Source organism: Ornithinicoccus sp. (assembly GCF_057176825.1).
The window spans coordinates 2,361,090-2,374,667 of record NZ_CM169976.1 but is presented as its reverse complement, the minus strand read 5'-3'; the positions used below and the strand labels follow the sequence as shown (position 1 = coordinate 2,374,667).

7 protein-coding genes are annotated in these 13,578 nt (G+C 66.9%); all 7 read right to left on the bottom strand.

The genetic code is table 11. The features are described 5' to 3' along the window. Positions 1–6: 6 nt before the first annotated feature. The 7 genes from AC1QRC_RS11825 to AC1QRC_RS11795 all read right to left on the bottom strand — a co-directional run bounded on the left by AC1QRC_RS11825 (position 7) and on the right by AC1QRC_RS11795 (position 11,392). Positions 7–1,770 carry an ABC transporter ATP-binding protein gene (locus AC1QRC_RS11825; RefSeq protein WP_484203499.1) on the bottom strand — a complete coding sequence of 588 codons (1,764 nt, stop codon included), beginning with the start codon at positions 1,768–1,770 and terminating at the stop codon, positions 7–9. After that, entirely contained in the window at positions 1,770–2,858 is a 1,089-nt protein-coding gene (locus tag AC1QRC_RS11820; RefSeq protein WP_484203498.1) for an ABC transporter permease, read from the bottom strand. The genes AC1QRC_RS11825 and AC1QRC_RS11820 overlap by 1 nt, the downstream gene beginning before the upstream one ends. 51 nt (positions 2,859–2,909) lie before the next feature. Next, entirely contained in the window at positions 2,910–4,433 is a 1,524-nt protein-coding gene (locus tag AC1QRC_RS11815) for an ABC transporter permease (protein ID WP_484203497.1), read from the bottom strand. Positions 4,434–4,641: 208 nt separating this feature from the next. Beyond that, complete coding sequence (locus AC1QRC_RS11810; protein WP_484203496.1) at positions 4,642–6,507, bottom strand: ABC transporter substrate-binding protein; 1,866 nt, start codon at positions 6,505–6,507, stop codon at positions 4,642–4,644. A gap of 186 nt (positions 6,508–6,693) precedes the next feature. Continuing rightward, entirely contained in the window at positions 6,694–8,763 is a 2,070-nt protein-coding gene (locus tag AC1QRC_RS11805) for a primosomal protein N' family DNA-binding protein (protein ID WP_484203495.1), read from the bottom strand. A 59-nt stretch (positions 8,764–8,822) separates the two neighbouring features. Beyond that, a complete protein-coding gene (gene metK / locus AC1QRC_RS11800) occupies positions 8,823–10,037 on the bottom strand; it encodes a methionine adenosyltransferase (RefSeq protein ID WP_484203494.1) in 1,215 nt (404 codons plus the stop codon). Positions 10,038–10,084: 47 nt separating this feature from the next. Further along, on the bottom strand, positions 10,085–11,392 hold the full coding sequence (locus AC1QRC_RS11795; RefSeq protein WP_484203493.1) for a YcaO-like family protein: 1,308 nt from the start codon (positions 11,390–11,392) through the stop codon (positions 10,085–10,087). Between the last annotated feature and the right edge of the window lie 2,186 nt (positions 11,393–13,578).

Genomic DNA, 13,578 nt, shown 5'->3' with positions numbered 1-13,578 from the left:
CTCTCGTCACTCGTTGAACTCCCCGGTGCCGTGGAAGGTCTCGTGGAACTCGTCGGCGTCGACCTTGATCTCGGCGATCTCGTCGCCCAGGTCACGCAGCAGGTCGTGGCGCTCCTGGCGGCGGACGCGCTGCTGGACCGGGTCGGGGATGGGCGCCGCCGCGATCAGCCGCTGGGTGTACTCCTGGGTCGGGTTGGCCATCACCTGCTCGCGCGGGCCGGCCTCGACGACCCTGCCGTTCTGCAGCACGACCACCTGGTGGGCCAACAGGTCGATGACCGCCAGGTCGTGGCTGACGAAGAGGCAGGCGAACTGGTAGCGCTGCTGGAGGTCGCTGAAGATGCCCAGCACCTTGGCCTGCACGGAGACGTCCAGCGCCGAGGTCGGCTCGTCCGCGACGAGGAGCTCGGGGTCCAGGGTCAGCGCCCGGGCGATGGAGATCCGCTGGCGTTGGCCACCGGAGACCTCGTGCGGGTACCGGTTGTAGACCTCACGGGGCAGCTCCACGGCATCGAGCAGCTCGTAGACCTTGTCGCGGCGCTCCTTCTTGGTGCCGACCTTGTGCACCACCATCGGCTCGCTGATGCACTCGCCGATCGGCAGCCGCGGGTTCAGCGACGCCGCGGGGTCCTGGAAGATGACGCCGATCCGCTTGCGCAGCGCCTTGAGCTGGGCGCGCTTCATCCCGCGCAGGTCCTGGCCGAGCAACTCGAAGGAGCCCCCGACCGCCGGGATCAGACCCAGGGCACAGCGACCGATGGTGGACTTGCCCGAGCCGGACTCGCCCACCAGGCCCACGATCTCACCCTTGTGCACCTGGAAGCTGACGTCGTCGACAGCGCGGAACGGTGGCTTGCCAAGGCGGTGGTACTCGATGACCAGGTTGCGCAGGTCGATCGCCAGCTCGCTGTCGGCGGTGGTGTCCCGCTCCTGGATACTGATGCCCATCTGGTCCCGGCCGCCACCGAGGCGGGGCACCGAGTTGAGCAGCATCTTGGTGTAGTCGTGCTGCGGGTTGAGCAGCACCTCCTCCGCGGTGCCCTGCTCGACCAGCTCGCCCTTGAACATCACCGCGACCCGGTCGGCCATGTCGGCGACGACGCCCATGTTGTGGGTGATCAGCAGGATGCCGGTGTTGAGCTTCTCCTTCAGCGACCGCAGCAGGTCCAGGATGTCGGCCTGGACGGTCACGTCGAGCGCCGTCGTCGGCTCGTCGGCGATGATGACCTTGGGGTCACAGCTGATCGCGATGGCGATGACCACGCGCTGGCGCTGACCACCGGACAGCTCGTGCGGGTACTGCTTGACCCGTCGCTCCGGCTCGGGGATACCGACCATGCCGAGCAGTTCGACGGCCCGGTCCAGGGCGGCCTTGCCCGAGGCGATGCCGTGCAGCTCCAGCGACTCGGTCAGCTGGGTGCCGATGGTGAGCACCGGGTTCAGCGCGGTCATCGGCTCCTGGAAGACCATGCCGATGTCGTTGCCCCGCAGCCGGCGCATCCGGGTCTCGCTGAGCGTGGTGACGTCATGCCCGTTGACGATGACGTTGCCGGCGATCCGCGCGTTGCGCGGCAGCAGCCTCATGGCGGTCATCGAGGTGACCGACTTGCCGGAGCCGGACTCGCCGACCAGGGCGACGACCTCGCCGGGCTTGACGTCCAGGGAGATCCCCTTGACGGCGTGCACCGTCCCGAACTCGGTGCCGAAGCGGACATCGACGTCCTGGAAGTCCAGGACGGGCTCGGTCCCCACGGTGGTGGTTGCGGTCATCAGTCTGCACTCCTGCTCTGGCGCGGGTCGAAGGCGTCACGCAGGCCGTCCCCGAGGAAGTTCACGGAGAGGGCGATCGCCAGGATGGTCAGGCCGGGCCACCAGAAGAGCCACGGGCGGGACTGGAAGGAGTTCTGGTAGGTGGAGATCAGCAGGCCCAGCGAGGTGTCCGGTGGCTGCACCCCGTAGCCCAGGTAGCTCAACGAGCTCTCCAGGAGGATTACCGACGCGATCGTCAACGTCGCGCTGACGATGATGGTACCCATCGTGTTGGGCAGGATGTGCTTGAAGATGGTCCGCCCCGGGTTGGTGCCGATCGCCTCCGCGGCGGTGATGAACTCCCGCTCCCGCAACGACAGCACCTCACCGCGCACCAGGCGGGCCAGGCCGGTCCAGGAGATCAGGGCCAGCATGAAGGTCAGCGCCCAGATCCCGCCACCGGACATCTGGCCCAGCACGGCGGCCAGCACCAGCAGCGGCATCACGATGAACAGGTCGGTCAGCCGCATCAGGACGGCCTCGATCCAGCCGCGGAAGAACCCGGCCATCGCACCGATCAGCGTGCCGATCGCGGTGGTGACGATGCCCACCGTGAAGGCGATGAACATGGACCGCTGGGTGCCACGCATGGTGAGCGCGAAGTAGTCCTTGCCGGTGTTCTCCTGACCGAACGGGTGCTCCCCCAGCGTGGGCGGGAGCAGGCCCAGGGTCGGGCGGCCACCGTCGACCACCGAGGCGGACTCCCAATAGGTCTTGCCCCACCAGCCGGGCAGGAAGGCGTAGCCGATCGAGGTGAACGCCATCAGCGTCACGAAGACCAGGACCACCAGGGAGGCCATGGCGGCCTTGTGGCGGAAGAAGCGGCGGCGGATCAGCTGGCCCTGGGAGTAGGACTTCTGGGAGAGGTCGATCTCCTTCTCCACCGACAGCTCGGCTGGGATGTCGGTGTCGGCGCGGTGCTGCAGCGAGCCGGGGTCCTGCTGGCCTACCACGGGCGAGATGTCCTCGTCGCCCGTGCCGGGCAGGTGGGGCCGCTCCCGGTCCGGGTGTGCGTTCTCGTTCTGCGGGCGGTCATTGTCATCACTCATGGGTTCCTCCGGGGACTGTCAGGGCGGCGGGGGCGGTGGTGGTCACCGGCCTCACGTCCTGATCCGCGGGTCGAGGAAGGCATAGGCAATGTCGGCGGCCAGATTCATCAGCACCGCCGCGGTGCCGGTCACCAGGTAGAACGCCATGACCGGCATCGGGTCGACGCGGTCCAGTCCCTGCTGGAACAACGAGCCCATCCCCTGCCAGCCGAAGACGGACTCCGTGACGACCGCGCCACTGATCAGCCCGGCGAAGTCGAAGGCCACGATCGTGGTGATCGGGATGAGCGCATTGCGCAGCGCGTGCTTGCTCATCACGACCCGTTCGGACAGACCCTTGGACCGTGCCGTACGCACGTAGTCCTGCTGGACGGTCTCCAGCATCGAGGCCCGGGTGTAGCGGCTGTAGGAGGCCAGCGAGATCATCGTGAGCACGATGGTCGGCAGGATCAATTGCACGCCCCAGTCCCACACGCCCGTCCAGAAGGGTCCGGAGAAGTTCGGCGTGCCCGACCCGATGGTCCCGATGACCGGACGGTTGCCCTTGGCCTCCAGGAACAGGCTGAAGTTGCGCAGCAACTGGTCCAGCCCGGTCATCACCGCGAACGTCACGGCGGTGCCGATCGACACCCAGATGGCCACGCCCTTGTCCCAGCCGCCCCAGAACCACCCGATCGGGATGGCCACCGCGACGGAGACGAGCAACATGATGAGCAGGCGGGTGTAGCTGGCGTCGTTGATCCAGCCCGAGAAGGCGAAGAACCCGATGATGCCCGCCCCGATCGTGGTGAGCGAGGCGTAGAGGATGTTCCTGTTCTTCAGCCCGGTGGTCAGGACGGTCAGCAACACCCCGGCGGCCAGGGCGACGACGACAATGATGCCGAGGCCGAGGGCCGGCCTGCGCCACCAGCCCACCGAGTCGAAGTAGGTGATCGCACCGAAGATAAACAGCGCGGTGACCCCGAAGGTGAGCAGCCGTCTCTTGCCCTCACCCCCCATCAGGGAGGCCAGGGCTATCCCTGTCAGGAGGGCTAGGACGATCGCTGTGACCAGTGACACCGATGGATCGGCGATCCACTGGTTGAACTTGATGGCGCCGAACTGCTTGAGAAGGACGGCGAACCAGAAGACCGGCAGGGAGAAGAAGAGGAAGGCCATGAACGTCACGGCGTAGTCGAAGCCGGAGTACTGCCGGATGGCCGCGAGGATGCCGAGGGTGACCCCGATGATGATCGCCAGGATGGTGGCCAGGGTCACCAGCCGCAGGGTGCTGGAGGCCGCGTCGCCCAGGGCCGCCGTCATGTCGACACCGGTCGAGCTCCGCCCCAGGTCACAACTGAGCGTGAAGCACTTGCCGATGCCGACCAGCCACACCCAGTAGCGCTGGTACCACGGGAGGTCCAGCCCCATCTGCCGGGTCCGCTGCAGCATCTGCGTCTGGCGGTTCTCGTCCCGGCTCTCCCGGAGGTCCTTCAGGGGGTCCCCGGAGTTGATGGTGAGGACGAACAGGAACACGGATCCCAGGAGCAGGATCAGCGCAGAGATCCCCACTCTGCGGAGAATGAATCGCAGCACAGACACTTCCCTTTCAGGAGTCGGCGCACCCTCGGGCTCGGTCGCTGGAGCCTAACGCAGAGAACACGCGCTGTCATCGTCGGACACGGGCAGGTCTCACAGCCGACTGTGGGGCGGGAAGAAAGTTCTCTCCCCGCCCCACAGGCTGGTTGATCAGGGTGGCACGGGTCAGGTGCCGTACAACCGGTCAGGGCGACCGGTCAGCACGTCACTGAGCGCGCACCCACTGCTCGGCGTTCCAGGCGATCTGCGTCTGGGTCGCGTTGAAGATCACGTTCTCGATCGAGGCGTCGTGCGCCACGACACCCGGGAAGGCGAAGACCGGGATGCCGTACAGCTCGTCCCAGAGCACCTTCTCGATGATCTTCACCTGCTCCAGGTGGACCTCCGGGTCCACCGTGCCGGACAGGGTCTCCCAGGCCGCGTCGACCTCCTCGTTGGCGAAGCCACCGTAGTTCTGCTGACCGTCGGTCTCGTAGATGGCCTGGCCGGACGCGATCTGGCCCGAACCGGCCCAGGCGAACAGCGCCACCTCCCAGTCACCGTTGTCCAGGGTGGTGCCGAAGAAGTCGGCGTTGCCCACGTCCTCGATCTCGAACAGCTCGGCGTCGTTGCAGCTGGACGCGATGAGGCTGACCTCGTCGGTACGACGCTGGTTCGGCGCGGAGTACCCGATCCGGATCGGCACCGGGGTCTCCAGGCCGGACTCGGCCAGCTTGGCCTTGGCGCCCTCGATGTCCACCTCGTCGTAGCGACCGTCGTAGGCCGCGTCGACGACCTCCTGGTAGTCCTCCTGGAAGGGGAACTTCTCCCGGGCGTTCATCACGACAGCCTCGGGGTTGATCGGCGCGATGAGGTTGTCGATGATCTGCTGGCGCGGGACGCACATCGCGAACGCCTCGCGGGCGGCCAGACCACCGTTCTCGTCCGCGAACGGGCTGTCCTCGGCGAAGTTGAAGTCCAGGTGCTCCCAGGTCATCTCGTCGCCGTTGAGCAGGGTGATCCCGTCGCCGAGGTTCTCGATCTGGGTCACCGTGTCGACGGTGGCCTGCGGCTCGATGATGTTGAGGTCACCGTTCGCCAGCGCGGTCACGTGGGTCTCGGCAGCCGCGAAGCGGAAGGTCAGGTTCGCGGTGGCCGCCGGGGTGCCCCACCAGTTCTCGTTCGGCACGAGGGTGATGTACTCACCGGAGCTCCAGGTGGCGCCATCCAGCGAGTACTGGCCCGAGGACGGCACGATGGCGGGGTCCGGCAGGTTCTTGTCCGGGGACAGCCAGCCCTCGTTGAAGAAGTCCGCGGTCTCGCTGACCGTCTCGGCGTCGCGGTCGATGATGGCCTGGCTCAGGTCCTCCAGGCTCATGCCGGACTGCTCGGCGACCACGTGGGCCGGGAACACACCAGCGACGATGATCTCCCAGTCAGGATACGGCGAGCCGTACTCGACGGTGAAGGTCTTGCCGCCGGGCTCGCCCTGCGGGCCCTCGGGCACGTAGCGGCCGAAGGAGTCGGCGACGTTGTTGAACACCGGGTCGGCGTCCTCACCGAAGATCGCCGGAGCGTTGTTGGACGCCCAATCGAAGAGGTAGTCGTCGTAGGTGATGGGTGTGCCATCTTCCCAGACCGCCTCGTCGGAGATGGTGTACTCCACGATCAGCGGGTCCTCGGAGGTGACCTCGTAGGTGCCGAAGTCGGTGTCCGGGATGATGGTGCCGTCGTTGCCGTAGTACATGAAGCCCGAGCTCAGTCGGGCGTTGATGACGGCGTTGTAGACCGAGTTGGTGTCCACCAGGTTGCCGTTGTACCCGGACCACTCGACCTCACCGACCGAGTAGAAGATGTTGTCGTCGGCCGTGGTCACGTCACCCAGGTCGGGCTTGGCGCCGGCGGACTCAGAGCCGTCGCCCTCGTCAGCCCCGCCGGTGGCGGACTCGTCGTCGGTGTCGGTGCCGCCCTCGTCGCCGCCGCCCTCTTCAGCCTGCGTCGGCTCGTCGTCGCCGCCGGAGTCGGACGTGCAACCGGACAGCACCAGGGCTCCCGCGGCCACGATGGCCATCGTCGTGCGCCTGATCTTCAATGTTCCTCCTGGATGAATGGACCCATTCGACAGGCGGGTGTCGGCCTCCTCCGGCCGGCACCCGGCAGCCTGCGAACGCGCCGGTGGTATGCGAGAGCCAAGTTATGCACTGGTTTCGGCGTTTGCCATCGAAGTCACCGCTTGGTGACCCGATCGTTACCGACTTGAGACGAACGCGCCGTCGTCTCACTCGCCGAGGTCGCCCGGGTCCAGCCGGATGCGCAGTTCCCCGTCGGCCCGCCGGGCGCTGCGCGCCGCACGCAGCGAACGCAGTTGTGCCACCAGCGCATCCGGCGCCCCGTCCGCCCGCAGCACGGCCCGCACGGCAGCCCCGGCCGGCAGCGGCCCGAGCACCGCGATCCCGTGGGCTGGCCCGTCCAACGCGGTGAGGGCCTCCTGGACCACCTCCGCGTCACCGGTCAGGGTGGCGGTGCGCCGCGTCGGGGGCAGCCCGAGGGCGAGGCGCTCGGCGTGCTCCTGCTCGGCGAACCAGCCGGGCGCCCAGCGGACCAGTGCCTCGACCGGCCGGATCCCGCCGTGGGCCGGCACCCCGACCAGCACGACCCGACCCCCACGATGGCCGGGTCGGGTCAGGGCCGCGGCGGCCGTCCACCGCCGGTGGGCCTCGGCGGCGCTGTCCAGCCCTGCACGGTCCAGCAGGGCCCACCCGTCGAGCAGCAGGCTGGCGGCATACCCCCCGCGAGCCACCGGCTCCGCCCCGGGGGTGGCCACCACCACGGCAGGAGTGTCGGGCACCGTCCCGAGCACGTGTCCCCCACGGGAGGTCCGGACCGGCACCCCGGTGAAGGCACGACCGATCTCCTCGGCGGTGCGGTGCTCCCCCACCACGCTCGAGCGCCGCCCGGTCTCGCCGCAGTGCCGGCACGGTCGTCCCTGGTCGGGCACCCCGCACCAGGCGCAGACGGCCGGCTGGTCCGGACCGGCCAGGTGGACCGGACCCTCGCAGGCCGAGCACCGCACCGCGGTGCGGCAGTGCCGGCAGGACAGCCCGACCAGATAGCCGCGGCGCGGCACCTGGACCAGGACCGGCCCCTGCCCGAGCCCCTCCTTCACGACGCGCCAGGCCACGCTGGGGATGCGGGCCCGTGCCGCGGCGGGGTCCGACCTCTCCTGGTGCCCCTCCCCCGCGACGATGACCTGCGGGGCGCGCTGTCGGACGGTCGCGGGCGCCGCGCCCACCGGCCGCACCCATCCCTGGGTGACCCAGTGCTGCAGTGCCGGGCTGAGGGCGAAGCCGCCGGCGAGCAGCCCGGCGCCGGTGAGCTCGGCCCGCCGCCGGAGCACCTCGCGGACGTGGGGGTAGGGGCTGCGCGGCTCCTGCAACAGGTCGTCCCCGTCGTCCCACCAGGCGACCAGCCCGAGGTCCCGCACCGGTGCGAACGCGGCCGAGCGGGTGCCGATCACGATGTCGGCGTGACCCCGCAGGGCACGCAGCCACGCGGCGTAGCGCTGCTCGGGGCCCAGGTCGGCGGTCAGCCGCTCGTGGGAGTCCTCCCCGAGCCGCCGGTCGAGCGCCGCCGCCAGACGGTCCAGGTCCCGGTGGTCGGGCAGCACCACGACGCTGCCGCGCCCGGAGGCCCGCACGGCCGCGACGGCCTCGGCCAGCGCCTCCGGCCAGCCGGTGTCCGCCCCACCGTCGGGCAGGGCAGTCCATGCCGCGGCCGGCCCCTCACCGGAGGCCAGGCGGTGCAGCAGTGCCGCGCCCGCCGGGTAGTCCCCCCAGGCAGCGCCTGGAGGATCGCCGCCCGGCGCAGCCGCGGGGGCCTCGTCCTCGGTGGACAGCTCGTCGGGCGGCGGCACGGCGCCCTCCGCGCGGGCGTGCCGCGGGGGGACGGCCAGCCGCACGACGTCGGACAGGGAGCCGGCGTAGTGGTCGGCCAGTTCGCGGCACACCCGGCGCAGGTGGGGGGTCAGCACCGGCTCCGGGCTCACCACCCGGCGAAGAGGGGCCAGCGTCCCCAGGTGCTCGGCCTCGTCCTTGCGGGCCGTGACGTAGCCGTCACGGTCCTGGCCGGCGAACCGGACCCGGACCCGCACCCCGGGGACCGCGGTGGCAGCAAGTTCCTCTGGCACGCGGTACTCAAACGGACGGTCCAGGTGCGCCAACGGCGTGTCCACGAGCACCTCGGCCACCGGGTGCTCGACCGCGCGGCCAGCCCCCTGCTGCGACGAGCCCCCCGACCCGGCCGGCTCGGGCACCAGCGCGAGCTGCTCCCCGTCCGGTTCCCTCGTCATACGGCCTGTCTACCGCACGTGACCGACACGCCGCCCGGCCTGTCCACCGGCGGCACCGGTCAGATCGCGGACAGCAGCGCCTCGACCCGGTCCAGCGCCTCCCAGGTGAAGGGGCGATCCACCCCAGCGGCGGTGGTCCGGCCGAAGTGGCCGTAGGCCGCCGTCGGCTGGTAGATCGGGCGCAGCAGGTCCAACTCCTCGATGATCGCGGCCGGGCGCAGGTCGAAGACCTTGTCGATGGCGTCCTGGATCCGCTCGACCGGGTGGTTCTCGGTGCCGAAGGTCTCCACGTAGAGCCCCACCGGCTGGGCGGCCCCGATGGCGTAGGCGACCTGGATCTCGCAGCGCGCCGCGAGCCCGGCCGCCACGACGTTCTTGGCGACCCAGCGCAGGGCGTAGGCCGCCGAACGGTCCACCTTCGAGGGGTCCTTGCCGGAGAACGCGCCGCCCCCGTGCCGGGCCATGCCCCCGTAGGTGTCGACGATGATCTTGCGGCCGGTGAGTCCGGCGTCCCCCATGGGGCCGCCGGTGACGAACTTGCCGGTCGGGTTCACCAGCACGCGGTGGTCACCGGTCTGGATGCCCACCCCGTCGTCCTGTGCCCGGGCCAGCACGGGGTTGATGACGTGCGCGATGATGTCGGGCTCCAGCTGGTCGGCGAGGGAAATGTCGGCACGGTGCTGGGTGGAGAGCACCACGGTATCCAGCCGCACCGCGCGGTCTCCGTCGTAGCCGATGGTCACCTGGGTCTTGCCGTCCGGGCTCAGGTAGTCCAGCTCCCCGGACTTGCGCACCTCGGTGAGCCGCTCGGCGAGGCGGTGCGCCAGGAAGATGGGCAGCGGCATCAGCTCCGGCGTGTCGTTGCAGGCGTAGCCGAACATCAACCCCTGGTCCCCCGCGCCGAGCAGGTCCCGGGCGTCCTGGGTCGCCCCGCTGCGGTGCTCGTATGCCGTGTCCACCCCCGTCGCGATGTCCATCGACTGCTCGCCGATCGAAACCTCGACACCGCAGGTGCGCCCGTCGAAGCCCTTCTCGGAGCTGTCGTAGCCGATCCCCAGGATCGTGTCGCGCACGATCCTGGGGATCTCGACGTAGCCCGTGGTGCGCACCTCGCCCGCCACGTGCACCAGGCCGGTCGTCACCATCGTCTCGACCGCCACGCGGGCCCCGGTGTCCTGTCGCAGCAACCCGTCCAGGATGCCGTCGCTGATCTGGTCACAGATCTTGTCCGGGTGGCCCTCGGTGACGGACTCGGAGGTGAACAGGCGGGTCAACGGCGCTCTCACTTTCGCGGCATCGGAACGTACTAGGGAGCCCGATGCTACAGGAACGGATGGGGCCAGGGGTTTGGAACCTGGCCGTCCGACGCCGCGTCCCCTCCAAGAAGTCTAGGAAGGTCCCGAAGTCGACGGTTGGCATGTCCGAACGTCATAGGCACAAGACCAGGCACCAATACCTTGGCGCACCGAACGCCAACGCTTTCGTGCTCTCGCTCGGACTGGTCCACCGCGTATATTTCAAAGCCATGTTGGAGTAACGAGTCTCGAATCCAACCAAGCGACGCAGCGATGTCCCCATCAAACGGCACCGTCGGCATCTCCTGAACAGCTACCTCCTCCGACGCATTCTCAGCAAATTCAAGTCTCGCACGACTTGCTTCGGACCCAAACGCCAAGGCATGGTCGCTGAGTTCTTCTACGAGATTGGGATCCTCTTGCATAGCTAGTCCACGAGCCCGCTGCTCATCGTCCGCCCATCGGATAACCAGGCCTGCCACTCCCGTCATTAACTCGATCAGAGCCGACCTGATCGCAGACTCAGGGTCCAACCCTGCACCTCCGGCACTTACGACACAGGGTCCGTCTCCAGTACCCAGCGCCAGCGACCAAACGCTCGGGACACCAAACTCCTGGGTTACGTCCAGGATAACAACATCTAGGTTGAACTCGGCCTGAATAAGATTGATCAGTAGGAGACTCTGCCCGTCTCGAACACTCGACGGATCAATCCTGCGCCCAGGCTTCCTCAAGTACCAGTGACGAAGGAAGGCATCACGTTCGATAACCTCTAGAGTCCCGTACAGAACAGCCTCCTCCAACGAAGCACCCAGCGCGCAGCCGTTGGATACCTCATATAGAATAGCCTCTTCGGAAGGCCCCTGCTGGCCGATTCCGTAGTACGCAAGACCCTCGGGAATAAATGCTTGAACATTGTCAGTCAATCGCCTCCCCAGAACCCACCGATACAGCCCCTGAGCGTCAAATTCAGCATACCGAAAATCACGGTCGTCATATGCCTCTTGAACGTGACGTCCCAGATCCCTGGGATCAAGCGCCAGTCCAGGCAACTCCTCCCAACTGGAGACGATTGCACCCGTATCACGGCCGGGCATTGCACCGAGCCGCTCAAGACCCTCTAGAATGGCTATCAGTCGGCTCTCTGCACGCGTCATCGCACGCCCGTACCCCGTCGCCAGGGAAAGAGTGCGCATCGGGAGATGGGCTGCAGCTGTGACCAGGCCGGGAAACTCCCGTTCCTCGATGAATCTGATCACGCCGTACCTCTCATCAACCAGCCTCTCTTCAAGACTGGTCAGTTCAGGGACAAAGTCCCTGCCGCGCGCACCCATTCCTGCTTGAGCATGAACACCAGAGAATCTCAGGCGCTTAGTGGGGCGATGCTCCCGCTCCTTGTCGCACTCACAACCCGCAACAGGAACAAATCGGCGTACACTCCAAGTTAACTCGCGAAGATTCACTGTCCCAAACCAGTTCGCGCCCCGGATTGGCCTCATGCCCGCGATCTCTCGCAAAACAGCCAGCGTCGGTTCCACGCAGCCGCCATCCAGCAACGGCGTCGTCCGCTCAGGCGAAGCAATCACTTCAGAGACCGCCCGCCGATAGCCGGACTGACTATGCTGGTTGTTCGCATCACGAAACTCCAGACACATACCGCACCCATCCCAGATTTGACCAGTGCGCGGTCCGATGAGTATCTGATCAAATTGCACAACAACCCCAAGCCACGACGTGAACGAATCTTGGTGATTCGCCACACGTGAGGTCCCACCTAGCTCTTCGAAGGACGCCCACCCATCGCTCACTACGCACTCGAGAACAGATCCTCCAGCCAAGGTAAGGCCACCGGCCCCTGGGAACTGCGCCCGCAGAGTTTCCGCCAGAAGCCCTTCGCCGCTCACAATAATTTCGCCATCCATCACGAAGCCCTCCAGGATAGACGTACGCAGCGCGACCCAGGACAGTTCGAGATGTCACCAACTGACCCAAACTCCAACGAGACATCAAAGACTTCCGACAGCCTACGGGTTGCTTCGACAAGACGGTTTGAGCTGACTCGTGTATCCAGCACTGAGTCGACTCTGAAGGGGCTTACGTTTCCGGGCAACCCTCCTACCTCAGGCGGACGTTGAGCTTCGCCTAGGTTACCCAAGAAGATCCGTTCGACGGTGTCGTCAAGGGTGACCCCAATCCCCTCAGATTTCCCCTCTCTGCTTTCTAGCTCGACCTTCCAGAAAGCCCCACCCAGAATGGCGCGCGCCGAGTAGCGATACCGGTGACCTAGGGCCTCAGTTACTGCTATGGCCTTTAAGGCACCGCGCGCGCGCAAACCCTGGCGGATCTGATCATGCCCCAAAGGCTCATCGCCTTCGCTCTGAAGATGCCCAAGAGCCAACTCAGCCGCTTGGCCTAGTGCTGTCGTCATCGCCTCCCCCCATGTGCTCCGTGCTGCAAAGACAGTCCCAGCCTCTCGGCCGCCACCAAGGGGTGGACTCAGATCCCTCATCGAGGGAACCCTGCCTGTCACCACATCCAACAGGCCCTGAGCCATGGCCACCGTCCTCACTTCCCTGTATCGCCACCCGCACGTCAACACCTGGGCCTCACCGCCCCCACGGCCTCGGGCACACGCCAAGCGAATCGGAGCCTGAGTCCAGTCTTCATCACTGAGAAACTCCAGTGGCCCAACTCGCTCAACTACGCATGGGCCGAGAAGTCTGTCCGCGTCAGAGGGAACGACAGGATCGTCCCCCTCCAGTATTCGCTCAATAGAGACGTCGCCACCGACCCATTCAACAAGCGGACCAGGGTCTAGCCGCACAACGGAGACACGCCCACCGCCTGATATCAGAACCGCGTCGCCGTCTACTGTGAGGTCGCTCAGAGACTCAGCACTCTGGACTAGTCGAGCTGCCTGGCCCCCGATCAGGCTCCGCTCCCGGTGACTGCAAGGGCTGAGGCTCTTGACCCGATCGATGACTTGTAACAAACAACCGGGAGAGCCGGCCAGGAGTGCCCCCGGACCGATGCACACGAGGGCCAACGGCTTGACACCACGGTCGAGGCCACGCACTGCCTCGGCCCACTTGCTCAACAGACCTCGCGGATCTTGCCGACAGGCGTCGAGACATACGAGGACTCGCCCCTGAGGCCTATCGCCCTTACCCTCGTGACGGGACTCTCCGAGTACAGCCTGGAGCGCATCCACCCAGTTCTTGTCTCCCCGGGCCTCCAACAGGGGAAACGTGGGAGTCCCCGCGCCTGACGGGGCAACCACCTCCTCGATCACACCAGCGGACTCCAGCAGTCGAATAACTCCCAGCATAGCCTCGGCGTTTACAGCCTGTAGGCCATCAACCGCCTGCTCACGCGTTCCTACATTTGTCCAGGAAGCGCGCAAATGGTCGATGTACCAGCGGAAGCGATCGCCTTGAACGAATTTTGGCCCGTCAGGGCCCAGAATAACGCCGCCGCGCTCCCCAGGTGAGACATGGAAACCGGGCGCAAAGCGCAGAAC

Excerpts from the sequence above, each read along its gene's own strand:
- AC1QRC_RS11805 (WP_484203495.1), bottom strand. The coding sequence starts at position 8,763 with ATGACGAGGGAACCGGACGGGGAGCAGCTCGCGCTGGTGCCCGAGCCG.
- AC1QRC_RS11795 (WP_484203493.1), bottom strand. The coding sequence starts at position 11,392 with ATGGGTGCGCGCGGCAGGGACTTTGTCCCTGAACTGACCAGTCTTGAA.
- AC1QRC_RS11820 (WP_484203498.1), bottom strand. The coding sequence starts at position 2,858 with ATGAGTGATGACAATGACCGCCCGCAGAACGAGAACGCACACCCGGAC.
- AC1QRC_RS11825 (WP_484203499.1), bottom strand. The coding sequence starts at position 1,770 with ATGACCGCAACCACCACCGTGGGGACCGAGCCCGTCCTGGACTTCCAG.